The organism is Saccharopolyspora sp. MMCC62 (assembly GCF_057736575.1).
The window spans coordinates 147,748-174,733 of the sequence record NZ_JBYKCM010000004.1 but is presented as its reverse complement, the minus strand read 5'-3'; the positions used below and the strand labels follow the sequence as shown (position 1 = coordinate 174,733).

At 73.5% G+C, this 26,986-nt stretch carries 20 protein-coding genes; 7 read left to right on the top strand and 13 right to left on the bottom strand.

Going from position 1 to position 26,986, the window contains the following annotated elements; all coding sequences use genetic code 11:
- The first annotated feature begins 1 nt into the window (after position 1).
- The gene (locus AC29IT_RS11310) at positions 2 to 835 is read left to right on the top strand and encodes a DUF4231 domain-containing protein (protein WP_488218677.1); all 834 of its coding nucleotides are present in this window, start codon (positions 2 to 4) and stop codon (positions 833 to 835) included.
- Positions 836 to 1,002: 167 nt separating this feature from the next.
- The gene (locus AC29IT_RS11305; protein ID WP_488218676.1) at positions 1,003 to 1,728 is read left to right on the top strand and encodes a hypothetical protein; all 726 of its coding nucleotides are present in this window, start codon (positions 1,003 to 1,005) and stop codon (positions 1,726 to 1,728) included.
- Between the two features lie 281 nt (positions 1,729 to 2,009).
- On the opposite strand, the gene AC29IT_RS11300 is transcribed toward AC29IT_RS11305, so the two are convergent.
- The 5 genes from AC29IT_RS11300 to AC29IT_RS11280 all read right to left on the bottom strand — a co-directional run bounded on the left by AC29IT_RS11300 (position 2,010) and on the right by AC29IT_RS11280 (position 10,320).
- The gene (locus tag AC29IT_RS11300) at positions 2,010 to 3,251 is read right to left on the bottom strand and encodes a DNA polymerase III subunit delta' (protein WP_488218675.1); all 1,242 of its coding nucleotides are present in this window, start codon (positions 3,249 to 3,251) and stop codon (positions 2,010 to 2,012) included.
- 98 nt (positions 3,252 to 3,349) lie between these two features.
- Positions 3,350 to 6,301 carry a type I DNA topoisomerase gene (gene topA / locus AC29IT_RS11295; RefSeq protein WP_488218674.1) on the bottom strand — a complete coding sequence of 984 codons (2,952 nt, stop codon included), beginning with the start codon at positions 6,299 to 6,301 and terminating at the stop codon, positions 3,350 to 3,352.
- Between the two features lie 190 nt (positions 6,302 to 6,491).
- Complete coding sequence (locus tag AC29IT_RS11290; RefSeq protein ID WP_488218673.1) at positions 6,492 to 7,076, bottom strand: hypothetical protein; 585 nt, start codon at positions 7,074 to 7,076, stop codon at positions 6,492 to 6,494.
- A gap of 93 nt (positions 7,077 to 7,169) precedes the next feature.
- Positions 7,170 to 7,832 carry a hypothetical protein gene (locus AC29IT_RS11285; protein ID WP_488218672.1) on the bottom strand — a complete coding sequence of 221 codons (663 nt, stop codon included), beginning with the start codon at positions 7,830 to 7,832 and terminating at the stop codon, positions 7,170 to 7,172.
- A 178-nt stretch (positions 7,833 to 8,010) separates the two neighbouring features.
- Positions 8,011 to 10,320: a sodium-translocating pyrophosphatase gene (locus AC29IT_RS11280; protein ID WP_358435086.1), complete on the bottom strand. Its 2,310-nt coding sequence runs from the start codon at positions 10,318 to 10,320 to the stop codon at positions 8,011 to 8,013.
- 583 nt (positions 10,321 to 10,903) lie between these two features.
- On the opposite strand from AC29IT_RS11280, the gene AC29IT_RS11275 reads away from it, so the two are divergent.
- The gene (locus AC29IT_RS11275; protein WP_488218671.1) at positions 10,904 to 13,267 is read left to right on the top strand and encodes a DEAD/DEAH box helicase; all 2,364 of its coding nucleotides are present in this window, start codon (positions 10,904 to 10,906) and stop codon (positions 13,265 to 13,267) included.
- Positions 13,268 to 13,402: 135 nt separating this feature from the next.
- Here AC29IT_RS11275 and AC29IT_RS11270 read toward each other — a convergent pair whose 3' ends face one another.
- From AC29IT_RS11270 to ssd, 8 genes are all read right to left on the bottom strand, one after another.
- Positions 13,403 to 14,050 carry a bifunctional DNA primase/polymerase gene (locus tag AC29IT_RS11270; RefSeq protein ID WP_488218670.1) on the bottom strand — a complete coding sequence of 216 codons (648 nt, stop codon included), beginning with the start codon at positions 14,048 to 14,050 and terminating at the stop codon, positions 13,403 to 13,405.
- Between the two features lie 348 nt (positions 14,051 to 14,398).
- Positions 14,399 to 14,932, bottom strand: coding sequence for an Rv3654c family TadE-like protein (locus AC29IT_RS11265; RefSeq protein ID WP_488218669.1), 534 nt, complete (start codon positions 14,930 to 14,932; stop codon positions 14,399 to 14,401).
- Complete coding sequence (locus AC29IT_RS11260) at positions 14,929 to 15,423, bottom strand: TadE family type IV pilus minor pilin (protein WP_488218668.1); 495 nt, start codon at positions 15,421 to 15,423, stop codon at positions 14,929 to 14,931. The genes AC29IT_RS11265 and AC29IT_RS11260 overlap by 4 nt, the downstream gene beginning before the upstream one ends.
- A 149-nt stretch (positions 15,424 to 15,572) precedes the next feature.
- Positions 15,573 to 15,830: a DUF4244 domain-containing protein gene (locus AC29IT_RS11255; protein WP_358434856.1), complete on the bottom strand. Its 258-nt coding sequence runs from the start codon at positions 15,828 to 15,830 to the stop codon at positions 15,573 to 15,575.
- 122 nt (positions 15,831 to 15,952) lie between these two features.
- Entirely contained in the window at positions 15,953 to 16,735 is a 783-nt protein-coding gene (locus AC29IT_RS11250) for a type II secretion system F family protein (protein ID WP_488218667.1), read from the bottom strand.
- Positions 16,732 to 17,547: a type II secretion system F family protein gene (locus AC29IT_RS11245; protein ID WP_358434850.1), complete on the bottom strand. Its 816-nt coding sequence runs from the start codon at positions 17,545 to 17,547 to the stop codon at positions 16,732 to 16,734. The genes AC29IT_RS11250 and AC29IT_RS11245 overlap by 4 nt, the downstream gene beginning before the upstream one ends.
- A complete protein-coding gene (locus AC29IT_RS11240; protein ID WP_488218666.1) occupies positions 17,541 to 18,710 on the bottom strand; it encodes a TadA family conjugal transfer-associated ATPase in 1,170 nt (389 codons plus the stop codon). The genes AC29IT_RS11245 and AC29IT_RS11240 overlap by 7 nt, the downstream gene beginning before the upstream one ends.
- A complete protein-coding gene (ssd, locus tag AC29IT_RS11235) occupies positions 18,695 to 19,819 on the bottom strand; it encodes a septum site-determining protein Ssd (RefSeq protein WP_488218665.1) in 1,125 nt (374 codons plus the stop codon). The genes AC29IT_RS11240 and ssd overlap by 16 nt, the downstream gene beginning before the upstream one ends.
- A gap of 696 nt (positions 19,820 to 20,515) precedes the next feature.
- Here ssd and AC29IT_RS11230 point away from each other — a divergent pair.
- From AC29IT_RS11230 to AC29IT_RS11215, 4 genes are all read left to right on the top strand, one after another.
- Complete coding sequence (locus AC29IT_RS11230; protein ID WP_358435083.1) at positions 20,516 to 21,355, top strand: HAD-IB family hydrolase; 840 nt, start codon at positions 20,516 to 20,518, stop codon at positions 21,353 to 21,355.
- A gap of 688 nt (positions 21,356 to 22,043) precedes the next feature.
- On the top strand, positions 22,044 to 23,840 hold the full coding sequence (locus AC29IT_RS11225) for a glycoside hydrolase family 3 protein (RefSeq protein WP_488218664.1): 1,797 nt from the start codon (positions 22,044 to 22,046) through the stop codon (positions 23,838 to 23,840).
- 4 nt (positions 23,841 to 23,844) lie between these two features.
- A complete protein-coding gene (locus AC29IT_RS11220) occupies positions 23,845 to 25,092 on the top strand; it encodes an exo-beta-N-acetylmuramidase NamZ family protein (RefSeq protein WP_488218663.1) in 1,248 nt (415 codons plus the stop codon).
- Between the two features lie 33 nt (positions 25,093 to 25,125).
- Positions 25,126 to 26,871 carry a serine hydrolase domain-containing protein gene (locus tag AC29IT_RS11215; RefSeq protein ID WP_488218662.1) on the top strand — a complete coding sequence of 582 codons (1,746 nt, stop codon included), beginning with the start codon at positions 25,126 to 25,128 and terminating at the stop codon, positions 26,869 to 26,871.
- Positions 26,872 to 26,986 lie beyond the last annotated feature (115 nt).

The following is a 26,986-nucleotide window of genomic DNA, read 5'->3' as shown; positions in this document are numbered from 1 at the left end:
GATGGAGCGTTGGGACGCGGGCACGGGCATCATTGGGGGCGGGGTCATCGCCGGGGAAACCCAGCCGCAGGACTGGGAGCGCCGCATCAGCGAGCTGTCCGAACAGCTCTACCGAGCGCGCATCCTGCAACGTCTCCTGCTGATCTGGACCTATCCGGGGAACCTGGCCCTCACCGGGCTCTCGATCTCCGGGATCGTGCTGCTGACACCCCCGGTGGCGGTCTCGGTGCTGGTCGCGGTGATCCCGGTGGGTTCGGTCGCCGCCTCGGCGCGCACCGCCTACCGGCACCACTTCTCGGTGCGGTCGGTCGCCGCCGAGCTCCGCGAGCTGGAACGCGCGCACCGCGAGCACCAGCTCGACGAGTGGAACGCGGGCGACCTGCTCGGCATGCGCAAGCGCTACCGGGCCGACCTGCCGGACGTGATCGAGCGGTACCGCACCGAAGCGGGCAGGCACCGCTGGAAGGACCACGTCCTGCACACCGTGGTCATCGCCGGTTCGATCATCAGCGCCACCGTCACGGCGGCCTCCGCGGCGGTCGCGGGCGCACGCTGGGTGGCGGTGGCGATCAGCCTGCTGGTGGCGGTCGCGGCGGCGTTCGGCGGCTACGCGAAGTACCGGGAACGCGCCGCGAGCCTGCAGCAGACCGCCGATGTGCTGGAGCGCGAGTACCACTCGGTCGAATTACGCGCGGGCCGGTACAGCAGGTTCGACGACGAAGGCGACGCCTACGCCGAATTCGCCGACACGGTCGAATCGCTGCGCGAAGAACAGGCCAAGCGCCAGCAGCACCTCAACCAGTCCATCGACGTCACGTCGGTCGCCGGACAGTAATTTCGCGATTCACCGCACCTCACACGAACGGGTCGGAAATCGACCGCTCGCCCACTTCTGGTCGACGCACCGCGACGGCTGTGATCGCTGAGTAGTGGCCGGTTTCCGCTCCGTACGCTGCGACCTCTGGCGCACAGGTGAGCGCCTGTGCAGAGAGGAGCAAGGCGATGAAACGCAGCCTCACGACGGCCGCCGCAGTGCTGGCGGGCGCCGGCGCCGTCGGCTTCGCCGGCACCGCGCACGCCGACTCGCAGTTCCCGGCCGAGCTGCCCGTGGACAACGGGATGGCCCAGACCGCCTTCCACGCAGCAGGAACCGTGCACGGCGCGCAGCAGACCGTCGGCGACGTGGTGCGCGCGCCGCAGGCCCTCGCCGAGCAGGCAGGCAGCGCCACCGGCCGCACCGGCGGCGGCAACGTCGTCGGCGACGCGCTGCAGGACTTCACCGAAGCCCACACCCACCCGGTCACCACCCAGGGCGCCCACCTCCCGGTCGGCGGCGTCCTCCCCGCCCCGCAGAGCGCCCGCTCCGGCGTGACGCCGGTGGACGGCATCGCGAAGGACCAGGACGTGCGCGGCATCGTCGACAGCGTCGACGACTTCGGCACCTCGATGATCGGCCTCATCAACTCGCTGCCCGCGGACCAGGTGAACACCAACACCGACTCCCAGAGCGGCCAGCCCGGCAAGCCCGGCACCGGCGGCCAGAACGGCTCCAACGGCCAGCCCGGTGGTAGCAGCAGCGCCGTCAACACCAAGCCGGCCGTCGCCGGCACGCCCAAGAGCGGCCTGCTCGACCTGAGCAACGCGGGCGGCGTGGTCGGCAAGCCGCTGGCCGACGGCCTGGCAGGCACCCCGCTGGCCGGCCTCGCCGGCCTCGGTCAGCGCGGCTGACCCACGAGACCACGGCCCCCGCGCTCTGGGAGGAGGGTGCGGGGGCCTTTCCCTGCGCGCGGTCGGTCCTCGGGCGTAGTCGACCCCGGGCACGATCAGGCCTGGCCCGGGGCCGACCCTGCGGACGCTCAGCCCGGCGAACGGCAGACCTCGGGCGCACGATCAGCCCTAGGCTCGCGATCAGTCCTGTTCGCACGGTCAGCCCGGGTGCACGGTCAGCCCTGCGCACTGCCCGGCCTGCGCACGGTCGGCCAGGGTGCACGGTCAGCCCTCGTGCACGGTCAGCCCTGGTGCAGGGTCGCGACCATCGCCTCCACCGCGATGATCGGCTTCACGTTCCGGGTGAGCGCGGTGCGGCACTCCAACACCGCCTCCAGCCGCCGCAGCGTCGACTCCGAGGTCCACTGCGACGCGGCCTTCGCCACGTCCGAGGCGTAGTCCGGGTGGTTCAGCGGCGCCGGTGAGCCCGACCGGGACACCAGCACGTCCCGGTAGAACCCGGCGAGGTCCACCAGGGCCAGGTCCAGCGCGTCGCGCTGCGAGCGCGTGGCGCGCGACTTCTGCTTCTTCTCCAGCTCCTTCAGCGCCGCGTTCGCGCCGCGGGTCGCCGAAGCCGTGCCCTTGCCGGTGCCGCCCGCGCCCATCGCGGTGCGCAGCTCGTCCTTCTCCGCCTCGTTGCGGTCCTCGTTCGCCGACGTCGCCTCCGTCTCGGAGGACTTCACCAGCCCACTCGCCGCGGTGAACACGTCGGAGAACCGGCGCAGCCCCACCGGAATGCTCAGCACCCGGTCCCGCCGATCCCGCGCCTCCTGGTCAGTGGCCAGCCGCCGGGCCCGGCCGATGTGCCCGCCACACACCGACGCCGCCCAGCGGGCCGTCTCGCCGTCGACGTCGTCGCGCTCCCGCAGCACCTCGGCGATCGCCCCGGCCAGCGGGGTGCGCAGCTGCATCGCGCGGCACCGGGAGCGGATCGTGACCGGCACGTCCTCCGGGTGGTCCGAGGGCGCGCACAGCAGGAACACGGTGCGGTCCGGCGGTTCTTCGACGGCCTTCAGCAGCGCGTTCGCCGCGCCTTCGGTGAGCCGGTCCGAGTCCTCGATCAGCACCACCCGCCACTGGCCGGTGGTGGGCCTGCGCGCCGCGGCCTGCACCAGGGACCGCATCTCGCGCACCGAGATCGTCAGGCCTTCCGGCACCACGACCTTCACGTCCGCGTGCGTCCCCGCCTGCACCGTCCGGCAGGCCGAACAGCGGCCGCAGCCGGGCTGTTCGCCCGGCTCCAGGCACTGCAGCGCGGCGGCGAACGCGCGGGCGGCGACCGAACGCCCCGAACCGGGCGGCCCGGTGAACAGCCACGCGTGCGTCATCGCGCCCGCCGGAGCAGGCTCGCCGCGGACCTGGAGGTGGGCGGCCTGCGCGGCGGCGAACAGGATGCGCACCGCGTCGGGCTGGCCGACGATGTCCGCCCACACTCCGGTGGCCGGGGGGACTTCGCCCGCTACCGGGTCGGGGGACTGCGCCACCACGTCACCTCCGGAGTCGTCGCGCCGCCTGCGTCGACACGCACTGTACGAGGCCGCGCCGACACCGGATCAGCGACCCGGCGCCCCCGGAGCCGCGGTCAGCTGCCGCTGGTGGACGAGGTGCTGCGGGTCGAGGACGAGCGGGAACCGCTCGCCCGGGACGCCGGGCTCTTCGTCGACTTCGCGGTGCTGCTCTTCGCGGTGCCGGACTTCGCGGTGGTGGACTTCGACGTCCCCGACTTGGTCGCGGTCGACTTCGACGCCGTCTTGGTCGTCGACTTCTTCGCCGTCGTCTTCGTGCCCGTGCTCTTCGTCGACTTGGCCGTGCTGCTCTTCGCGGTCGACTTCGTCGTCTTCTTCTTCGCCGGGGCCTTCGCCCGCCGCTCCGCGATCAGCTCGACGGCCCGGTCCATGGTCAGCGATTCGACCTCGTCACCCTTGCGCAGCGAGGCGTTCGTCTCGCCGTCGGTGACGTACGGGCCGAACCGGCCGTCCTTGATGACCAGCGGCTTGCCGGTGTCCGGCTCCTCGCCGAGCTCCCGCAGCGGCGGTGCCGCGGCCCGGCGGCCGCGCTGCTTCGGCTGGGCGTAGATCTTCAGCGCCTCGTCGACGGTGACCGTGAAGATCTGGTCCTCGGTCTCCAGCGACCGCGAATCGGTCCCGCGCTTGAGGTACGGGCCATAGCGGCCGTTCTGCGCGGTGATCTCCTCACCGGACTCCGGGTCGGTGCCCACCACGCGCGGCAGCGACAGCAGCTTCAGCGCGTCGTCGATGGTCACGGTGTCCAGCGACATCGACTTGAGCAAGCTGCCGGTGCGCGGCTTCGACTTGTCGCCCTCGGGCAGGACCTCGGTGACGTACGGGCCGAACCGGCCCTCCTTCGCCATCACCTCGTGGCCGGTCTCCGGGTCGGTGCCGAGGCTGCGGCCCTCCATCGGCGTCGCGAACAGCTTCTCCGCGACCTCCGAGCTGAGCTCGTCCGGTGGCAGGTCGTCCGGCAGGTTCGCGCGCTGCGACTCCTCCGCGCTCAGCGGCCGCTCCAGGTACGGGCCGTAGCGGCCCACCCGCACGTAGACGGTGCGGCCCTCGTCGTCGGTGAACATCGGGATGGAGTTCACCTCGCGGGCGTCGATCTGCTCCACGCTGGAACCGACGAGCTTCTTGAGCCCGCCCGCGCGGCCGATCGAATCGCCCGGACCGACCTCACCGCCGAAGTAGAAGCCGGACAGCCACTTGGTGCGCTGCTGGCGGCCCTCGGCGATGCGGTCCAGCTCGTCCTCCAGCGCCGCGGTGAAGTCGTAGTCCACCAGCCTGCCGAAGTGCTGCTCCATCAGCCCGACCACGGCGAACGCCACCCAGGACGGGACCAGCGCGGAGCCCTTCTTCCACACGTAGCCGCGCTCCTGCACGGTGCTGATGATCGACGCATAGGTGGAGGGGCGGCCGATGCCCAGCTCCTCCAGCGCCTTCACCAGGCTCGCCTCGGTGTAGCGGGCGGGCGGGTTCGTGCTGTGCCCGTCCGGCTCCAGCTCGGCCGCGGTGATCGCCTGGCCCTGGCTGAGCCGCGGCAGCCGTGACTCGGCGTCGTCGGCGACGCCACCGGCCTCCGAGTCCACCGACTCCACGTACGCCTTGAGGAACCCGGCGAAGGTGATGGTGCGGCCGGACGCGGCGAACGTGCACTCCTCGCCGGAGGTCGCGGTGCCGGTGATGCGCACCGACAGCGTGGTGCCCTTCGCGTCCGCCATCTGCGAGGCGATGGTGCGCTGCCAGATCAGCTCGTAGAGCTTGAACCCGTCGACGTCCAGCTCGTTCGCGACCTGGCCGGGGGTGCGGAAGCTCTCGCCCGCCGGGCGGATCGCCTCGTGCGCCTCCTGGGCATTCTTGACCTTGCGGTTGTACTGGCGGGGCTGCGGCGACAGGTGGCTGTCCCCGTAGAGCTCCCTGGCCTGGTTGCGCGCCGCGCTGATCGCCGTCTCGGACAGCGTCGTCGAGTCGGTACGCATGTAGGTGATGTAGCCGTTCTCGTACAGCCGCTGCGCGGTGCGCATCGTGCGGTCCGCCGAGAAGCGCAGCTTGCGGCTCGCCTCCTGCTGCAGCGTGGAGGTCATGAACGGCGCGTACGGCTTCCGCGTGTACGGCTTCTCCTCGACGCTGGAGACGCTGAGCCGCGCGTCGGTGAGCGCGGTCGCGAGGCGCCGCGCCTCCTGCTCGTCCAGCGGCTTCACGTCGGCGTTCTTCAACCGGCCGTCCGGGCCGAAGTCGCGCCCGGTGGCGACCTTCGAGCCGTCCACCGTGACCAGGCGAGCGCCGAAGCGCGGCGGCTCAGCGCTCGCGCCGGCGTCCATCGTCGCCGAGATGTCCCAGTAGGAGGCGGGCACGAACCTGATGCGCTCCCGCTCCCGCTCCACCACGATCCGGGTGGCCACGGACTGCACGCGGCCCGCCGAGAGCTTCGGCATGACCTTCTTCCACAGCACCGGGCTGACCTCGTAGCCGTACAGCCGGTCCAGGATGCGGCGGGTCTCCTGCGCGTCGACCAGGTCCTGGTCGAGGTCGCGCGGGTTCGCGGCGGCGGCCTGGATGGCGGACTCGGTGATCTCGTGGAACACCATGCGCCGGACCGGCACCTTCGGCTTCAGCGTCTCCATCAGGTGCCAGGCGATCGCCTCGCCCTCGCGGTCGCCGTCCGTCGCGAGGTAGAGCTCGTCGACTTCCTTCAGCGCGTCCTTCAGCTCGCTGACCGTGGCCTTCTTGTCCGCGGTCACCAGGTACAGCGGCTCGAAGTCGTTCTCCACGTCCACGCCGAGGCGCGCCCAGGACTGGCCCTTGTACTTGGCGGGCACGTCGGCGGCGCCGCGCGGCAGGTCGCGGATGTGCCCCCGGGAGGACTCGACGACGAAGTTGGCGCCCAGGTAGGAGGCGATCTTGCGTGCCTTGGCCGGGGACTCGACGATGACCAACCGCCGACGTCCGGAGTCCGTCCCGCCGGAGGACCCCGAAGCCCGGCCGTTACCGCCGCTCTGCTTCGCCCGTGTCGACCCAGCCACGCTTACCTGCTCTCTTCTCGCGGAGGCGTCCGATCCGCCAGTGTGCACCGCATAGCACCCCGGGTGCCGCACCCAGGGAGGCACAGCGTGGCACACAACACGCCTGCGCTCGCGCCTTTCGTTCCGTACGAACGTATCGGGTGCCGGTCGTGTTCCGTTGCGTGACCTGCCCCGACCTGTGGCGTGATCCTCAGGAGACGAGTGGCCACGTTCGCTCGATCGCACCATCGGGTGTCGGGCCGACCAGCTCCGCGAGCCGCTCGATCCGGCGCCGTCCGGTGACGCGCAGCGCAGGTCCGCCCGCCCGTGGACCCATGCACCGCGCGGGCAGTCCGGCCCTGGCCAGGGCCACCGCGAGCGGCTCGTAGGTCTCCGGCGCGTGCGGGTCCAGGCCGAGCAGGTACCCGCCCGGCACCGGCCTGCCCGCGGCCAGCGCCCACAACCGCAGCGCCGCCCCGTCCGGGGCGAAGTCCGCGGGGACCGACTTCACCGCGCCGCGCAGCCACTGGCCGGCCAGGCCGGTCAGGTCGGCGCGGAACGCGGTTCGCACCAGAGGGTGACCCTCTTCGGAGCGACCGAGCTCGGCGGCCACCCCGCGGTCGTCGCAGGCGCGCACCAGCGAGCGGGCGCGCCAGTCGTCGGCGACCACCACGGACAGCCGGGCCGCGGTGCCGCGGCCGAACCCGACGGCCTGACCCGGGCCGCACAGCAATCCCGCGAGGTCGGCCACCCGGGGGTGGCGAGCCTCGGCGGAAAAGAAGGACAGCTGGTCCACGATGCGTGATCGTAGAACGTCCGTTCGAGCTTGACCAGGGCCTCCGCCCGGACGAGGGATCGATCAGCCCCGTTCGGGCGGGATCGGCGGCCGTCAGCCCGGGGGCTGCTGCTGCGGTTGCTGCTGGAGCTGCTGCTCCTGCTGGGCGGCCGTCGCGGTCAGCTGCTGGCACTGCGGCGCCTTCATCGCGGCGTCGTTGAGCTGCTGGTTCTTGGAGAACTCGGCGAACTGCGCGCTGAAGTCGAGCTGCTGGCCCTTCTTCAGCTCGTCCTGCACCCCGGTCATGCCGGTGGTGAACGCCTGCTCGTTGGAGGTGTCGACCTGCTCGGCCTTGCCCTTCGCCGCGGACAGGATGTCGCGGACCTGGGTGAACCCGTCCACGAACGTGCCTGCCACCTGATCGGCGCCCTGGATCGGCGAGGGGCCGATCTGCTGCAGCCCGGTGACCGTCTGGTCCGCGGCGTCGTGCGCGGCGGTCATCTGCGCGATCGAGGAGGCCTTGAAGGTCTCGGTGTTCGTCTTGTCCACCTGCGGGGACTGCTGCTGCGCGGCGGAGAAACCGCCGACGAGACCGCACAGCTGACCGGCCCAGGCCACGCCGTCGGCGCTCGCCTGCGCGGGCTCGCCCTGCTGCTGCGGCTGTTCCTGCTGCTCCTGCTGCGGCGGGGCGGGCTGCTGCGGTTCGCCCTGGGAGCAGCCGGCCAGCGCCAGCGGGACCGCGGCGAGCACCGCGACGGACGTCGAACGGATATTCATGCGCATTCCCTCAGGTCGGGTCGACGTGCTCCCCGACTCTCCCGCACCCGGACGGCCGCCCCCGGAACCGGGGCCCCGCCGAACGGAGTTCCACCAGCGCACACGCCGGAGGGGCGCCCGGCGAGCTCGCCGAACGCCCCTCCCCGCCGCACCGAGCACGCAGGCCGGGCGGCGCCGATCAGGTCGCGCCGTTGACGATCTTGTCGTCGTCGGCGGGCGCGTCCGAGATCGCCGTGCTGCGCCGCTTGGACACCACGATGGCGCCCACCACGACCAGCGCCGCCACCACCGCGATCGCGATCCGCATCGCGGGCGACGCCGAATCGCCCACCGACAGCGTGACCACCGCAGGGGCGATCAGCACCGACACCAGGTTCATCACCTTCAGCAGCGGGTTGATCGCCGGGCCCGCGGTGTCCTTGAACGGGTCGCCGACGGTGTCGCCGATGACCGTGGCCGCGTGCGCCTCGGACCCCTTGCCGCCGTGGTGCCCGTCCTCGACCAGCTTCTTCGAGTTGTCCCAGGCACCACCGGAGTTCGCCAGGAAGATCGCCATCAGCGTGCCCGTGGCGATCGCACCGGCCAGGTACCCGGCCAGCGGGCCCACGCCCAGGCCGAAGCCCACCGCGATCGGCGCCAGCACCGCCAGCAGCCCGGGCGTGGCCAGCTCCCGCAACGAGTCGCGGGTGCAGATGTCGACCACCCGGTGGTACTCCGGACGAGTGGAGCCGTCCATGATCCCCGGGTTCTGCTTGAACTGCCGCCGCACCTCGTAGACCACGGCGCCCGCCGCCCGGGAGACCGCGTTGATCGCCAGCCCGGAGAACAGGAACACCACCGCGGCCCCGATCACGATGCCGACCAGCACGTTCGGCGCGAACACCTGGTACGCGTCCGCGGTGATCGTGCTGGAGACCGCGCGGGCCGCCTGCACGATCGCGTCCTGGTAAGCGCCGAACAGCGCGGTCGCCGCCAGCACGGCCGTGGCGATCGCGATGCCCTTGGTGATCGCCTTCGTGGTGTTGCCGACCGCGTCCAGCTCGGTCAGGATCTTCGCCCCGTCGCCCTCGAACTCACCGGACATCTCCGCGATGCCCTGCGCGTTGTCCGCCACCGGCCCGAAGGTGTCCATCGCGACGATCACGCCGACCGTGGTCAGCAGGCCGCACCCGGCCAGCGCGATCGCGAACAGCGCCACCGTCAGCGTCGTGGACAGCAGGAAGGCGCCGAACACCGCCGCGCCGATCACCAGCGCCGTGTACACGGACGACTCGAACCCGACCGACAGGCCGGTGAGGATCACCGTGGCCGCACCGGTCTTCGACGATTCGCCGACGTCCTGCACCGGGCGGTGCTCGGTGGCGGTGAAGTAGCCGGTCAGCTTGAGGATCACCGCGGCCAGCAGGATGCCGATGAGCACCGCGGCGAGCGCGATCAGCGCCGGGCTGCCGCTGGCACCCGCGACCTCCGGGGAGGCCCCGGCCAGCTCGGAGAACGAGCTCGGCAGGTACACCAGCGCGGCCACCGCGCACAGCACCGCCGAGATCCCCGCGGAGATGAAGAAGGAGCGGTTGATCGCGGTCAGCGCGCTCTCCCCCGCCTTGGCCTTCGTCAGGTACACGCCGATCACCGCGGTGACCACGCCGATCGCGGGCACGATCAGCGGGAACAGCAGCCCCTTCAGCCCGAACGCGGCGGTCCCGAGGATCAGCGACGCCACCAGCGTCACCGCGTAGGACTCGAACAGGTCCGCGGCCATGCCCGCGCAGTCGCCCACGTTGTCCCCGACGTTGTCGGCGATCGTCGCGGCGTTCCGCGGGTCGTCCTCCGGGATGTCCTGCTCGACCTTGCCGACCAGGTCCGCACCCACGTCGGCGGCCTTGGTGAAGATGCCGCCGCCGACCCGCATGAACATCGCCAGCAGCGCGGCACCGAAGCCGAAGCCCTCCAGCACCCGCGGCGCCTCGCCCGCGTAGACGAGCACGACCAGCGCCGCACCGAACAACCCGAGGCCGACGGTGGTCATACCGACCACGCCACCGGTGCGGAACGCGACCCGCATCGCCTTCTCCCGGCCCGCGCCGGGATCGTTCGACGCGGCCGCGACCCGCACGTTCGCGCGGGTGGACAGCCACATGCCGAGGTAGCCGATGGCGGCGGAGAACGCCGCACCGAACAGGAAGAAGATCGACCGGCCGATGCGTTCGCCGGTGCTGTTCGCGGGGAGCACGAAGAGCACGAGGAACACCACGACGGCGAATCCGGCCAGCGTCCGGAACTGCCGGTTGAGGTACGCGGAGGCGCCTTCCTGCACCGCCTGCGAGATCTGCTGCATCTTGGCCGAACCCTGGCCGGCCGCCAGCACCTCCTTGATCAGCACGTAGCCGAAGGCCAGCGCCGCCAAGGCGATGATCAGGACCACGCCGACGACGGCGTAGTCGGAGCCGCTGAGATCGAACGCACCGGGGGCGTTCTGCGCGAGGTCCATCCGGTGCGTCGGGCTCGGTGGTGCCGTGCCCTGGGCGACCCAGCCGGGCTGGACCGGGGACAGCAGGGACATCCGTCCTCCTCGGGTGTGGCTCGGTGGCACGCCGGAGAGGCGGTGGTGCGTCCACTCCGACGCTCGGTACGGCCTCGGCCGCGACCGGCCCGGTGGGGCCGTGCGCGATCGATGTCGTGGCCGCGAAGTCTATTCAGGCCTGACGTGTCTTACTTCACGGTGTGATGTGCGCCTCGCAACGACGTGCTGTTTCGTTATCGAGTGATCGATCCAGTTAGGACTTGATCACCCGATCGGACACACTTCTACGTGGACCGAACGGGTGACTTCGTGTATGGCGTGTCGCAGCCGAACCCGTCCGGCGTGTCGCGGCCCTGGATTCCCGCGCGGACGCCGCCGCGCGAGCGCCTCGGCCGCGCCCGGAGGTCACCTCACACCCGAACCGGCCGCGCACCGGGCCGCGACGGCGCGCCGGCCGGCGAGTCCACCCGAACGAGATCACCGGGCCGCCGGACGGGCTCGACTCCGAGCGCGTGCGGTGCGGGAACAGCGCTGTGCGACGCTCGACCACGTGAACTCGGCACACCGGAAGGCGGGCAGGCCCGGCAGCGGCAAGCGGCTGCTGGACCGAGTGCTGGCAGGCACGTCCGCCGAGGAATCACCGCTGCGGCACGTCGAGCAGCTCGCCGACCGCCCCGCGGAGCACGCGGACTGGCCGAGCTGGGCGCCCGAACCGCTGGTCGAGGCGCTGCGCGCTCGCGGCGCCGAACGCCCCTGGAGCCACCAGGCCGAAGGCGCCGAAGCCGCGCGGTCCGGCGAGCACCTCGTCGTGGCGACCGGCACCGCCTCCGGGAAGTCGATGGTCTACCAGCTGCCGGTGCTGACCCGGCTGCTCACCGACGCCCGGGCCACCGCGCTGTACCTGTCCCCGACCAAAGCGCTCGGCGCCGACCAGCTCCGGTCCATCACCGAACTGGGCCTCGACGGGATCCGCGCCGCCGCCTACGACGGGGACACCCCGTTCGTCGAGCGGGACTGGGTGCGCGCGCACGGCCGGTGGGTGTTCACCAACCCGGACATGCTGCACCACGGCGTGCTCGCCCAGCACTCCCGCTGGGCGCGGTTCTTCCGGAACCTGTCCTACGTGGTCGTCGACGAATGCCACACCTACCGGGGCGTGTTCGGTTCGCACGTGGCGCTGCTGCTGCGGCGGCTGCGGCGGATCGCGCGGTACTACGGCGCGGAGCCGGTGTTCGTGCTCGCCTCGGCGACGGTGGCGGACCCGGCCTCGCTGGGCGAGCGGCTGATCGGCGCCGAGTGCCGGGCCGTCACCGCGGACGGTTCGCCCCGCGGCGCCCGCACCGTCGTGCTGTGGGAACCACCGCTGCTGGAGGACGTCTCCGGGGAGAACGACGCGCCGGTGCGCCGCTCCGCCGGGACGGAGGCCGCGCGCATCCTCACCGAACTCGTCGTCGAAGGCGCCCGCACGCTCGCGTTCATCCGGTCCCGGCGCGGCACCGAGCTCGCCGCGCTGAGCGCACGCCGCGCGCTGTCCGAAGTGGACGATTCGCTGGTGGACAAGGTCGCCGCCTACCGCGGTGGTTACCTGCCGGAGGACCGCCGGAAGCTGGAACGCGCGCTGCTGAGCGGGGAACTGCTCGCCGTCGCCGCCACCAACGCGCTGGAGCTCGGCGTGGACATCGCGGGCCTGGACGCGGTCGTCGTCGCCGGATTCCCCGGCACGCTCGCCTCGTTCTGGCAGCAGGCCGGGCGAGCCGGGCGCGACGGGGACGACGCGCTGGTCATCTTCGTCGCCCGGGACGACCCGCTGGACACCTACCTGGTGCACCACCCGCCCGCCGTGCTGGACCGGCCGGTGGAGTCGACGGTGCTGGACCCGGCGAACCCCTACGTGCTCGAACCGCACCTGGCCTGCGCGGCGGCCGAGTTACCGCTGGACGAAGCGGCGTTCGAGATCTTCGGCGGTGCCCCCGCGCGTGTTGCGACCGAAGCGCTCACCGAGGCCGGGGTGCTGCGCAAGCGGCCGCGCGGCTGGTACTGGACCGAGCGCGAACGCCCGCACCGGGAGGTGGAGCTGCGCGGTTCCGGCGGGCAGCAGATCGCCGTCGTCGAAGGGGACTCCGGGCGGATGCTCGGCACCGTGGACCCGGATTCGGCCTGCGCCTCGGTGCACCCCGGCGCGGTCTACCTGCACCAGGGCCAGTCGTTCGTGGTGGACGAGCTGGACCTGGACGGCGGCATCGCGCTGGTGCACTCGGAGAACCCGGAGTGGAGCACCTCGCCGCGCGACGTCGTGGACATCTCGGTGCTCGCCACGGTGGAGGAACGGCACCCCGCACCGGGGATCACCGTGTGCCTCGGGGACGTGGAGGTCACCTCGCAGGTCGTCGGCTACCTGCGGACCCTGCCCTCCGGCGAGGTGCTCGACCAAGTGCCGCTGGACCTGCCGGCGCACGAGCTGGTCACCCGCGCCGTCTGGTACACGATCTCCGATGAGCTGTTGACCGACAGCGCGCCGGGGGGCGCCGGGCTGGACCCGGCGCGCATCCCCGGCGCGCTGCACGCCGCCGAGCACGCGGCGATCGGCTTGCTCCCGCTGTTCGCGACCTGCGACCGGTGGGACATCGGTGGTGTCTCCACTGCCCTGCACGAACACACTGGTCGGGCCACGGTGTTCGTGCACGACGGTCACCCCGGGGGAGCCGGCTTCGCCGACCGCGGCTTCGCCGCGTTGTTCCCCTGGTTGGCCGCGACGCGGGAGGCGATCGTCTCCTGCGACTGCCCGGCGGGTTGCCCGTCCTGCGTTCAATCGCCGAAGTGCGGGAACGGCAATGAACCACTGGACAAGGCGGGGGCGGTGGCTGTTCTCGACGTGCTCTCGACCGCGCACGGGGGAGGCGCCGGGCAGGGCTAGGGCCTACGGCGGATCGGGTGGGCGAGGGGGTTCGCCGGTCCCCCTCGTCCCCGCCGTCGGTCCCCATCGGGGGTGCCCTGCTGGACGGGTCGGGCGTCCAGTGCCCTGGCGACTCTGGTTCGCGGTCGAAGCGGGCTAGTTGCCCGCGACGACGAGTTCGGCCACGTCTTGGACGGCGTCGGCACCGATGCGCAGGGCGTCACCGATGATCTCGGGGGACGGCAACCGCCACCCGCAGACCTCCGGCTTGACCCGCCAGTGCACGACTCCGTGGTGGAAGGTGCTCGGGGGAACCGGCAGCCAGCTGCCGGTGCTGTGCCTGCGGACCGCTCCGGCCGCGACCAGCTCGGGGCACGCCGCGGTGGTCGAGCCGCCTGCGGCGAGGAAGTACCAGCGGGCGTCCGGGGTCGCCACGATCGGGACCGGGACGCCCAGCGAGCGCAGCGCCCGTGCGGTGCGCCTGCCCAGCTCGGCTCCGGTCTCCAACGCCTCGACCTGGTCACCGGTGGCGACGAGCAGGCTGTACGGCTGCTCGGACCACCACTGGGCGACCTGGGCGACGCCGGCACCGAGCCGGTCCTGCCAGTCCGCGTGCACGGGAACGGGGTGCGCGACACCCGCCGGGTGTGCGGCGTCGGAACCGGACCAGACGCGGGCGCCCGCCTCGGAACCGACCGGGAAGGTGCCGGGCAGCACCGACCAGCCGCGGGATGCCAGCTCGATGGCCTGCACCCGGAGCTCGATCCGGAAGGCACCTGCCCATCCGGTGACACTGGCCTCCACGGCGGCACCGGCTCCTCCGGGAGCGTTCGCTCCGGAAGCGCTGGGCCCCCTGTCCGCTGACCAGTCCATTACTTCTCCTCACTTGACCGTGGCGGATGCCTTCGCACCGGTGTGGTCGCTGCCCCGCGACCCGTCACCTGAGACCGACCACGATGTCGGGATCTCCTGCTCGCTTCCGCTCCATCAATCAACGTCATCCCACCCGGGCTCGTACACCCCCCATGTCGACGACCGGTCGCTCAGCGGCGACGAGCGTCGGGTCGCCGGGAGGGGCGCTGATATGCCGGAGTGTCGGTCCGCGGCCGCGTGATCGCGCTCACCGGTCGTTCAGCCGGGGCGCGGAACCGCTCAGCGCGGGCCGCCCTGCGGCGAACGGGTGACGGGGCCTGCCCTCGCACGCCCCGTGACCTGCGGTGGCAGCGCGCCGAGGGCGATCGGGGCGCGGACTTCGACCACGACCCGCGCGTCGGGTCCCACCAGTTCGCAGTCGAGGAGCCGCGCCCGGGCCTCCGCCGCGACCTCGCGCGCCGCGGTGCAGGCGGGTGCACCGCCCTGCTGCGCCCGGGACGCGGCGGCGAGCGCCGCCAGGTCCGCGGCGCCGTCCGCGCGGTGCCGGGCCAGCATGACCGATCCGAGCACCATGCCGAAACCCACGATCGTGATCGTGCTGAGGATCAGGGCCGCGGCGAGCACGGTGGCGACGCCGCGGTCGGGGGGATCCGCTCGTGTGTCGGGCCTGTTGTTCGCTTCGGGTCCGTTGCCGTTCTGCTCGTCTCCGTTCTGCCGGTCGTCGGTGCGGGGGTCGTCGGTGCGGGGGTCGTCGGTGCGGGGGTCGCGGTGGGCGGGCGCGCTCGGCGGCGCGCCCGCCCGGCGCGCACTCATGCGGCCGGTTCCGGGGTGGGCACCGTCCGGTCTGGGCCGGCGGCGTGGTCCGATGCGCCCGCGGTGGCGCCCACGCCGGGTGGCGCCGAACTCGGTGGTGGTGGCTCCAGCGGCCGGTCCGGTGGCAGCACGCCCGTCGAGTCCTGCTGCCGCCCCGGTCCCGCGACCTCCGGTGCTCCCGCCTCGGGTTCGAGCGCGGCGACGGCCCGGCTGCTGCGCCAGCGCTGCGGCAGCAGACCTGCTCCGGACGGGGCGGTGACCTCCGCGGCGACGAAGCCGGGCTCCGCGGTGAGCACCAGTTCGGCCCCCGCCGGAGCCGACCGGGCCACCGCGGCGCGGGCGCCGTCGTGATCGCCGCGCGCTGCGAGCCGGGCCGCGTCGACCGCGGCCGCGGTGCAGCGGAGCTGACCGAGCAGCACGCCGATCGCGGCCAGCACCAGCAGGAACACCGCCAGCACCGAACCGATGCCGATGGCCGCTTCGACGGTCACCGCACCGCGGTCCCCCTGGGCCGGTGGGACCTGGGTCGCTGAGTCCTGGGCCGCTGAGTCCTGGCCCGGGCGCATCCGGCTCCGCCCGGTGGAGCGCCGGACGCGCAGCACCCGCACCCCGCTCCTGCGGCGCGCGGCGGCCGGGGCGGTCACCCGACACCGTCCTGCAAGGCGCGCTCGATCAGCGAGGTCAGCCCGTCGACCACCGATCCACCGGTCACCACCGTGTAGAGCACCCCGGCCAACGCCGCGGCGGCGATCGTGCCGATGGCGTACTCGGCGGTGCTCATCCCGCCGTCGCCGCGGAACAGGGCGCGACATCGCCGCCGGATTCGCCGCCGGGCGGTCGGCACCCGGTGCGGTCCGCCGTCGATCGCCCGCACCGCGCAGTCGGATCGAATCGTCATCGCCTTCTCCTCCCAGTCGCCGGTCGTTCGACCGGTCCGCGTCATCGACTTCCGTTCGCCGGGCGCGCGCCGCCCGAATTTCAATTCCACTGTGGACAATCGGCGGGTTCCGGACTCCGCCGTCAGGGCAGCGGCAGGCGCTGCGCCATGCCCACCACCACCGGGAGCACACCCAGGCACAGGAACGCGGGCAGGAAGCACAGCCCGAGCGGAGCGGCCACCCACACCGCCGCTCGCTGCGCCCGCGCCTGCGCACGGTCTGCCAGCGCCGCGCGGGATTCGGCCGCCAGCTCTGCTGCGACCTCGGCCAGCGCGCTCCCGGTGCGGGCCGTGCGCCGGGCCGCCCGCGCCAGCTCGGCGGTGCCCGGATCGCGCAGCGCGGGTTCCCAGGCGGCGACCGGATCGGCGCCGAGCTCGAGCAGTCCCGCCACCTCGCGCAACGTGTCCCCGGCCGTGCCGGTGAGCTCGGCGGCAATCGCGCGCACCAGGACCACCGGCGGCAGTCCCGCCCGCATTCCGGCCGCGAACAGGTCCCAGCCCGCGGCCAGCGCCAGCGGATCCACCGGCCGCACCCGAGCCCGCCCCTCCCGGCGCCGGAACCACCAGCAGCCCACCGCAGCGAGCAGCAGCGCCGCCACGGGGCCGGCGAGCAGCGCACCGAGCACGCCGCCCGCCGCGATCGCGAGCACCGGCCGCTGGGCGCGGCACCACTCGGCCACGACGGCGGACCGCCCCGGGCCAGTGGTCGCGGGTAGCAGCCGGGCCCGGGCCGGGCCGGACGGCACCACCAGCAGTCCCAGCCCGGCGAGCGCGGCTGCCCACGCGGCACCGAGCCCGGCGGCACCCGCCAGCGGCCAGGTGAGCCCCGCGGCGCTGCTGAGATAGGCGGCGCTGGTGAGAATCATGTCCGCACCACCGATTCGGTCAGCCGCACGGTCCACACCACGCCCGCGCACAGCAGCGCCACTCCCCCGACCAGCAATGACTGACCGAGGAACCCGTGCGCCAGCACGGCGAGCGGCGCCGCGCCGGACACCTGGCCCAGCACCAGGCCGAGCACCGGCAAGGCGGCGAGCACCGCCGCCGTCGACCGCGGACCGGCGAGCTTCGCGTCCACGTCTCTGGCGAACGCCACCCGGTGCTCCAGATCGCGACGCACCGCGTCCAACGGCTCCGCGAGCGCGACCCCGTGCCGGTCGGCCAACGCCCAGGCCCGGCCGGCGCGCGCCAACGGGTCCTCCCGCGCTGGAACGGCGCCGGCTTCGGAAGGCTCGGCGGCGGCCAGCAGCACCGCGGCCGGATCTCCACCGAGCCGCGCGGTCGCGGCGAGATCGCGGAAGATCCGCGCCACCACCGGGTCCGACTCCGCGGCGGCGCCCTCGGCGGCCGCGGCCGGGTGGGCTCCGGCGCGCAGCTCGGCGACGAGCAGCCGGAGCGCGGAGACGAGCGCGGCCGACCGGGCGGTGCGCCGCCGGTCCGCACCGCGTCCTCGCCACCACCAGAGCCCCAGCGCGGCGAGCGCTCCGGAGGCGAGCAGACCGCCGATCCCGGCGACCGCCGTGCCGAACAGGACCCCGCCCAGCACCAGCGCCGGGATCACGCCGACCGACCGGGTGCCGCGGCGCACCGGCACCGGCCGCACCGCGGCGATCCGGCCCCGAGCGCGAACGTTCGGCCAGGTGAGCAAGGCCGTCGCGGCCAGCAACGAGCTCAGCACGGCAGCTCACCTCCACGCGCCCGCAGCAGCGCGAGCAGGTCCGCCCTGCCCTCGCCCCAGCCGGTGTCGCGGTCCCAGGCGGGCACGACCCGCACCAGGTCGTGCCCGCGGCGCAGCACTCCGATCGCGGCCAGGTACCTGCCGCCGCCAGTGGCGCGCCGGACGTGCAGGACGACCTGGACGGCCGCCGCGAGCTGGCTGTGCAGCGCCTGCCGGGACAACCCGCCGAGCGCGGCGAGCGCCTCCAGCCGGGCGGGCACCTCGGCGGGCGAGTTCGCGTGCACCGTTCCGCCGCCCCCGTCGTGACCGGTGTTCAACGCGGCCAGCAGTTCGCAGACCTCCGCGCCGCGCACTTCGCCGACGATCAACCGGTCCGGCCGCATCCGCAGCGCCTGGCGCACCAGGTCGCGGACCCGGATCTCCCCCGCGCCCTCCACGTTCGCCGGCCGGGTCAGCAGCCGGACGACGTGCGGGTGCTCGGGGCGCAGCTCGCCCGCCTCCTCCACGCAGACGATCCGCTCGGTCGGGTGCACCTCGCCGAGCAGCGCGGCGAGCAGGGTCGTCTTGCCCGCGCCGGTGCCGCCGGTGACCAGGAACGCCAGCCGGTGCCGGACGATCTCCCGGAGCACCGCTGCGCACTCCTCGTCGAAGGTGCCGAGGCGCCGCAGCGCACCCACGTCGTGCGAGGCGGGTCGCAGCACCCGCAGGGACAGGCAGGTGCCGTCCGCGGCGATCGGCGGCAGCACCGCGTGCAGCCGCACCGCCTCACCCGCTTCCGCACCGGGCAACCACGCGTCGACCCACGGCTGGGCCTCGTCGAGCCGTCGGCCGGTCGCGACCGCGAGCCGCTGGGCGAGCCGCCGCACCCCGTCGTCGTCGGGGAAGGTGACCGAGCAGCGGTGCAGGCCGTCGCCCCGGTCCACCCACACCTGGTCGGGAGCGGTGACCAGCACATCGGTGACCCGCGGGTCGCGCAGCAGCGGTTCGAGCACTCCGGCGCCGAGGAACTCCTGCTGCAGCGCGCGCAGCGCGGCGAGCAGGTCGGCGTCGGCGACCAGTCCGCCGGACTCCTCGCGGACGGCCGCGGCCACCGCGGACGGGTTCAGCGGCGCGCCGCTGCCCGCGAGCCTGCGGCGCACCCGGTCGATCAGCTCGGCGTGCACGACGTCACCACCCGTCCGGCCGCGAGTTCGTCCAGGACGCGGAGGACTTCGCCGGTGGTCCGGGCGATCGGTCCGCGGCTGCCCGCCCGGGTGGCGCACAGGCCGCCGCGGTCCACGGCGGCGGCGAGCGCCGGCTGGGTCCGCAGCACCGCGAGCACGTCGACGCCCACCGCTCGTTCGACGTCCTCGACGCGCAGCCCGCCGGGCGCGGGGCCGCGCACGACCGCCAGCACCGGTCCGGCGGCGTGCTCGCGCGCCTGCTCGGCGGTGCTCGCCGCGGAGGCGCAGCCGCGCACTTCGGCCGGGACCACCAACACCACCAGGTCGGCGCGCCGCAGCACCGCCGCGGCGGATTCGGTGGGCGTCCGCGGCAGGTCGCAGACCACCGTCTCCCCCGCGCGCCGTCCGGCGTCGAGCACCGCGCGCACCGAGGGCGCGGTGGGCCCGTTCGCCGGGCCGCCGCGATCGCAGGACAGCACGGTGAGCCTGCCCCGCCCGAGGCGGCGACCGGGCAGGGCCGCGCGCAGCGCACCGGCGGGGATCCGGCCGTCGCCGACCGACAGCCCGGACCAGCGCAGTCCGGAGCTGGCTTCCACCCCCGCGGTCAGGTCCAGCCCGCCGCCGGATGGATCGCAGTCCAGCAGCAGCGCACCGGCCCCGCGCCGGGCGGCGGTCACCGCGGTGGCGGCGGCCAAGGTGGACGCCCCGGCACCGCCCGCGCCGCCGAGCACGGCGAGCACCTGCCCCCGGCCCGGGGACGCGCGGGCGCCGTCGGCGGCGTCGGTGAGCAGTTCGACGAGCCGGAACTCCTCGGCGGGCAGCCCGAGCAGCGCCTCCGCGCCGACCTCGAACGCCGGTCGCCAGAGCGGCTCCACGCCGCCCCTCGTCAGCACCACCACTCCTGGTCGGCGCGGGAGCTCCGCGAGCAGGGCCTCGGCGGCGGCCGGGCCGTCCAGCAGGACGAGCGCCGCGTCCCGCCAGCGGTCGCCGGGGGCGGTCCCGCGCTCGTGCCGCCGCAGTTCGCAACCCGCGACGGCGGCGAGGCGGGCGACGTCCTCGGCGAGCGCTTCGTCGGCGGTGATGAGCAGCGGCGTGGTGGTCGTGGACATGCGCGGTCCCCGTTCGATTCCGGATGGTCGCGGGTGTCCGAGGTGGTTCCGGCCGTTTTCCCGCTCGTCATCAACGGTGACCGAGCGGGCACCCTGCGTCGATCCCCAATTCGCAAATCTGTGGATGAATCGAAGGCCTGTGGATAACCCGCCACCCGGTTCAGCGCACCCGGAGGTCAGAAGTTGCCGAAACCGAACCCGTGGTCAGCGAAAACCGAACATCCACACCACCCGGACAATGCCCCGCGGAACCGGTGGAGAACTCGGCGGACCCCATCAGAGATCATCTCGGCGGCGCGGGGAAAGACGCGCGGACCCAACCGCGGGAACAATGGAAAGAGCGACCCGGTGGCACCGCTGCGAGGAAAGCCGTCGGCGGGCGAACCGCCCGGCGGAAATGGGACGACCCCCGTCAGGGGGGAGGGACGGGGGTCGTCGAGAGTTCAGCTCCGGGGGGTCGAGCTGAACCCGTCCGGGGCTCCCGGACCCCCCAACTGTAGCGCCCCGCGCCCCTCACACGCGCCCCGTCCATTAGGAGGAACGTCGGCCGCCGCACGCACCCCCGAAAACTCAGCGTGCAGTGCATCCCGGGCGCGCGCACGCCTGGCGCCACCCGTCCGCGAGCCCCTTCGACACCGTCGGTGACTGGTGCGATCGGCGGAACGCGCGGCCGTCCGGACATCCCCGATGTTTCGTATGCTGTGCGTCGTGACAGCGCCCGCGAACCCACCGGCCGCCACCGAGCCTCGGGCGGCCGCATTCTTCGACCTGGACAAAACGGTCATCGCCAAATCGAGCACGCTCGCATTCAGCAGACCGTTCTTCCAAGAAGGTCTGATCAACCGCAGGGCGGTCCTCAAAAGCGCCTACGCGCAATTCGTGTTCATGCTGGCCGGCGCCGACGCCGATCAGATGGACCGGATGCGAGCGCACATCACCTCGCTGTGCGCCGGGTGGGATGTCGAGCAGGTCAACGCGATCGTCGAGGAAACCCTGCACGACATCGTGGACCCGCTGGTCTACAAGGAGGCCACCCAGCTGATCGCGGAGCACAAAGAGCAGGGCCACGACATCGTGGTGCTCTCCGCTTCCGGGCAAGAAGTCGTGGCTCCGATCGCCGCGCTGCTCGGGGCGACGCATTCCGCGGGCACCCGGATGGTGGTCTCCGAAGGCAGGTACACGGGTGATGTCGAGTTCTACTGCTCGGCGGAGAACAAGGCCGCCGCGGCCCGCGAGCTCGCCGAGCTGCACGGCTACGACCTGGCCGCCAGCCACGCCTACTCGGACTCGGTGACCGACCTGCCGCTGCTGGAGGTCGTCGGCCACCCGACCGCCGTCAACCCGGACCGCGGGCTGCGCAAGCACGCCGCGCAGCGCGGCTGGCCCTCGCTGGCGTTCGAGCAGCCGGTCTCGCTGCGCGCCCGGTTCCCCACCCCGTCCCGGGCCGCGGTGACCGCCGCCGGCGTGGGCGTGGGAGCGGTGGCCGCCGCCGGTGCCGCCTGGTGGGGGTTGCGCCGCCTGCGCCGGGGCCGCTGATCCACCGGCGCGGAACGACCACGTGCGAGGGATTGCCGCGAGCCGGGCGCGGAGCTACAAAGGAGGTGCGGACTCCGGTTCGGCCAGGGACGGCGCGGAGGAGAAGCACCGTCCACCCCGCCCGGGCTCCGTGCGTGAGGACGGAGCACCCACGCGCTGCCGCCACGTGAGGCCGGTCGTCAAACGGGGTTGCGTACCGGGACGCCGGACGCCTAGCCCGGAAGTTACGACATTCGTGCACGCTTGGTAACCCGTCCGCACACGCGAAAGGCGGCGCTCGTCCAGGCGGGCGCCGCCGTTTCACGTGCTGAGGCCGCGTCGCCTCGCCCGCCCGGCGCCCGGGCCCCGATCCGGACCGTCCCCGACGGATCTCGCCGCCCCGAACCGCACCCGCCACCTCCGCTCCGGACCGCATCCGCCGGTCCGCGAGCTCCGGGCCACGCCCGGCGGGCCGACCGCGCGCGGCCTCCGGCCACCGCAGCGCACCGCACCCGGCGTGTCGGCCGCACCCGGATGCGCTGATCAGGGCGTTTCCCGCTGATCAGCACCGGATGACGTTGACCGGACCCGGGCACGTGGGTAGCTTCCGAATTCCACCCGTGCGGTGGTGAACGACTTTCCGCCCCGCCCGCCGACCCCGACCCGGCGCCCCGCCGCGGGACCGTGGGCACAGCCCCAGGAGGTCCTCGTGGGCTCGACACGCTCCCACCGGCTCACCGCGGCCATCGCAGGCGCCGTGGCGGTGCTCGCCGTGGGCGGTGGCCTGTCCGCCGCGGGCGCGCAGGAACCCCCGCCACCACCGGTGCACAGCCCCGTCGACCCGTCCGTCCAGGCGAAGGTGCGCAGCATGACGCTGGAGGAGAAGGTCGGCCAGCTCTTCGTGACCTACGCCTACGGGCGCACCGCCGACACCCCGAACCCGAAGAACCGGGCGGAGTTCGGCGTGGACACCCCGGCGCAGGTCGTGCAGCGCTACCACCTGGGCGGGCTGATCCACTTCACCTGGACCGACAGCCTCTACGACCCGCACCAGATCGCGGAGCTGTCCAACGGGGTGCAGCAGGCCGCGGTGTCCTCCGGAGCCGGGGTGCCGCTGCTGATCTCCACCGATCAGGAACAGGGGCAGATCACCCGGATCGGCGAGCCGGTGACGCAGCTGCCCGGCAACATGGCGCTCGGCGCGGGCCGCAGCCCGGAGGGCGCCGAGACCTCCGCCCGGATCACCGGCGAAGAGCTGCGCGCGATGGGCCTGAACCAGAACTTCGCGCCCAGCGGGGACGTCAACGTGAACCCGGCGAACCCGGTGATCGGGGTCCGCTCGTTCTCCTCCGACCCGGCGCTGGCCGCGCAGCTGTCCGCCGCGGCGGTGCACGGCTATCAGGACGACGCGAACGTGGCCGCGGCGACCAAGCACTTCCCCGGGCACGGCGACACCAACCAGGACAGCCACACCGACCTGCCGGTCATCGAGCACACCCGCGAGCAGTGGGAGCGGCTGGACGCGCCCCCGTTCCGGGAGGCGATCGCGGCGGGAACCGACGCGGTGATGAGCGCGCACATCGTGGTGCCGAAGCTGGACGACTCGGGCGAGCCGTCGACGTTGTCGCCGACGGTGCTCACCGGGATGCTGCGCGACGAGCTCGGCTACCGCGGCGTGATCGTCACCGACTCGCTGCAGATGGAGGGGGTGCGGGCGAAGCACTCGGACGCGGAGATCCCGGTGCTCGCGCTGCAAGCGGGCGCCGATCAGCTGCTGATGCCGCAGAACCTGCAGGTCGCGATCGACGGCGTGCTGGGCGCGGTCCGCTCCGGAACGCTCACCGAGGAGCGCATCGATGCCAGCGTCGAGCGGATCCTGGAGATGAAGCGCAAGCGCGGAGTGCTCGACTCGCCGTTCGTCGACCCGGCGAAGGTGGACCAGGTCGTCGGCAGCGCCGAGCACCGCGAGCAGGCGCAGCGGCTCACCGACCGCACCACGACGGTGCTGCGCGACGACGCGCGCGAGCTGCCGCTGCGCGACCCCGGCCGGGTGCTGGTCACCGGCGCCGGGGACGAGGCGACGGCCGCGCTGGCGGAGCGGTTCCGCGCCCGCGGCCGGGAAGCCGACTCGCTGCCGACCGGCCTGACGCCGAACGGCGGGCAGGTCCAGCAGGCGGTGGCCGCGGCACGCGCGCACGACACGGTGGTGGTGCTGACCAACGCGGCCTGGAGCGAGACGAACGCGGCGCAGCGCGACCTGGTGCGGGCGTTGCAGGACTCCGGCGTGCGGGTGGTCGCGGCGGCGGTGCGGGACCCGTACGACGCGGCGCACGTCGAGGAGGTGCCGACCTGGTTGGCGACGTACTCGGACAAGCCGGTGGCGATGGAGTCGCTGGCGCGGGTGCTGCTCGGGGAGAACTCCCCCACCGGGAAGCTGCCGGTGCCGGTACCCACCGCGGACGGCGCGGGCGAGCGGTTCCCGTTCGGCCACGGATTGAGCTGGTGACGCGATGCCGTTGAGCAGACGGGGATTCCTGGTCTCGACCGCGGTCTCCGCACCGCTGCTGGGGGCGAGCGCCGCCTGCGCCGCGGGCCAGGACGGGCCGGTGTCCGGGCCGCTGCGCACCGGCGCGGACGTGCTCGCCGCCGAGGGCTGGCAGCGGCTCGCGGACGGCCGGATCGGCGTGATCACCAACCCGACCGGGGTGCTCGCATCGCTGGAGCACGTGGTGGACGCGATGCACGCTAGCGGCGCGGTGGACATCGCCGCGGTGTTCGGCCCGGAGCACGGCTTCCGCGGCACCTCGCAGGCCGGCGATTCGGAAGGCGACGTCCGCGATCCGCGCACCGGACTGCCGGTGTACGACGCCTACGGCGCCGACGTGGCGAAGCTGGCCGCCATGTTCCGCGAGGCCCGGGTGGAGCGGGTGGTGTTCGACATCGCGGACGTGGGCGCCCGCTTCTACACCTACATCTGGACGATGTACCAGGCGATGCAGGCGGCCGCGCAGGTCGACGCGGAGTTCGTGGTGCTGGACCGGCCGAACCCGATCGGGGGCCGCCGGGTCGAGGGACCGGTGCTGGACCAGCGGTTCAGCTCCGGGGTCGGGTTGCTGCCGATCGCCCTGCAGCACGGCATGACGATCGGCGAGCTGGCGCGGCTGTTCGACGCCGAGCACTCGAACCCCCAGCTGGGCGACCGGCTGTCGGTGGTGCGGGTGGAGGGTTGGCAGGGCCGCGGCGCGGAGTCGGCGGTGCCGTGGGTGCCGCCGAGCCCGAACATGCCGACGCCGGACACCGCGATGGTCTACCCGGGGACCGGCCTGTTCGAGGGCACGGTGCTGTCCGAAGGCCGCGGCACCACCCGCCCGTTCGAGATCATCGGCGCGCCCGGCGTGGACTGGCGGTGGGCGGAGGAGCTGAACGCGGCCGGGCTCGGCGGCGTGCGCTTCCGGGAGACCTACTTCGTGCCCACGTTCTCCAAGCACGCCGAGCAGACCTGCGGCGGCGTGCAGCTGCACCGGGACGGCGATGTGGACCCGGTGCGGGTGGCGATCGCGATGCTCGTCTCGGCGAAGCGGCTGTACCCGCAGGTGTTCGGCTGGCGGCCGGACGGCATGTTCGACAAGTTGGCCGGTACGGACCGGCTCCGCGGCATGATCGACGCGGGTGCCGGGGTGGACGAGATCACCGGTTCGTGGCGCGCGGAGCTCACCGGGTTCCGGCGCTCGCGGGAGCGGTTCCTGCTGTACCGCTGAGGCCCGGGTCGTTCGAGCGAGGGTGAGGTCGTGATGCGCAGAGCGCTGGTGGCGCTGGTCCTGACGTCGATCACCGTGGCCACCGCGGGTCCCGCGTGCGCCTCGCCGGACGCGGCGGGCGGCCGCTTCGACCGGCCGCAGCAGGGCTTCGCGCCCGCGGACACGGTGCTGCGGCCGGGCACCCCGCAGGAGGCGGGCCTGGACCCGGCACCGATCGACGCGGCGCTGCAGCGGATCGCGGCCTGGACCGAGGTGGTGCCGGGCAGGCAGCACCCGATGTACGCGGGGGCGGTGGCGCTGCTCGCGCACGACGGCGTGGTGGTCCGGCAGGACGCGTTCGGCCACGAGGTGCGCTACGCGGACGGGAAGGGCACCGAGCTGCCGCCGCGGGAGCAGGACCCGATGCGGCCGGACACGATCTTCGACGTCGCGTCGATCACGAAGCTGTTCACCTCGATCGCCGCGCTGCAGCAGGTCGAGGACGGCTCGGTGGAGCTGGACGCGCCGGTCGCCCGGTACCTGCCGGAGTTCGGCGTGCACGGCAAGGAATCGATCACCGTGCGCCAGCTGCTCACGCACACCTCGGGGCTGCAGGCCGAGGTGAAGCTGTGGAAGCTGCCGCCGCAGGAGCGGATTCCGCACGTCATGGGCCTGACGCCGGAACACCCGCCGGGGTCCGGCTACGAGTACTCCGACCCGAACATGATCACGCTGGGCGTGCTGGTGGCCCGCGTCGCGGACGAGCCGCTGGACCAGGTGGTGCGGCAGCGGATCACCGAGCCGCTGGGCATGACCGACACCGGCTACAACCCGCCGCCGCAGGAGCTGCACCGCATCGCGGCCACCGAGTTCCAGGCCGATCCGCCGCGCGGCATGGTGCGCGGCCAGGTGCACGACGAGAACGCCTGGTCGCTGGGCGGGGTCGCCGGGGAGGCCGGGATCTTCTCCACCGCGCACGACCTGGCGGTGCTGGGGCAGGCGCTGCTCAACGGCGGCAGCTACCGCGGGGCCGAGGTGCTGGACGAGGACTCGGTGGAGCAGATGCTCACCGACTTCAACGGCGGCTTCCCGGGGAACTCGCACGGGCTCGGCTTCGAGCTGGACCAGCGCTGGTACATGGCCGGGCTGAGCGGGCCGAGGTCGGCGGGGCACACCGGCTACACGGGCACCTCGCTGGTGCTGGACCCGGTGTCGCGGTCGGTGGTGGTGCTGCTGACGAACCGGGTGCACCCGTCCCGCGACTGGGGGTCCAACAACGAGGCGCGGCAGGTGCTCGCGCAGGGCATGGCGGAATCGCTGGCGGTGCGCCCGGAGCACGGTTCGCGGGAGTGGTCGGCGCCCGCCGCGCGGCCCGCGACGCTGACCACCCGGGAGCTCGGGCCGGTGGCCGGTCCCGTGCAGGTGTCGTTCGACGCGTTCGTGGACACCCAGCAGGACGCCGACGGGAGTGACCCGCTCGTGGTGGAGTCCAGTTCGGACGGCGGTGCTTCGTGGCGTCCGGTCCAGGTCTCGGCGACCGGGGAGGGTGCGCCGGACGGGCCGCAGCGCGCGCTGGCCGGCTACGGGCACCGCGCCTGGTGGCAGGTGCGGGGCGAGGTCGGCGCGGCGCCGGGGCAGCGGGTGCTGGTGCGCTGGCGCTACGCGCCGGACGAGCAGTACACCGGGCGCGGGGTGCAGCTGGACGGCATCTCCGTCGCGGACCGGGACCGGACCTTGCTGGACGGGGAGCTGGAACCGCAGGGGCTGCACCCGGAGGGCTGGCGGCAGGTGGAGCGCTGAGGGCTGCTGCGCGCCGGGAAGCCGGGCGGCCTCCCGATGGCGGTCTGCTCCGGGGAAGCCGGGCGGCCTCCCCGGACGGGTGGCGCCGAAGCCCGGTCCGCGCCGGTTCTGCGCG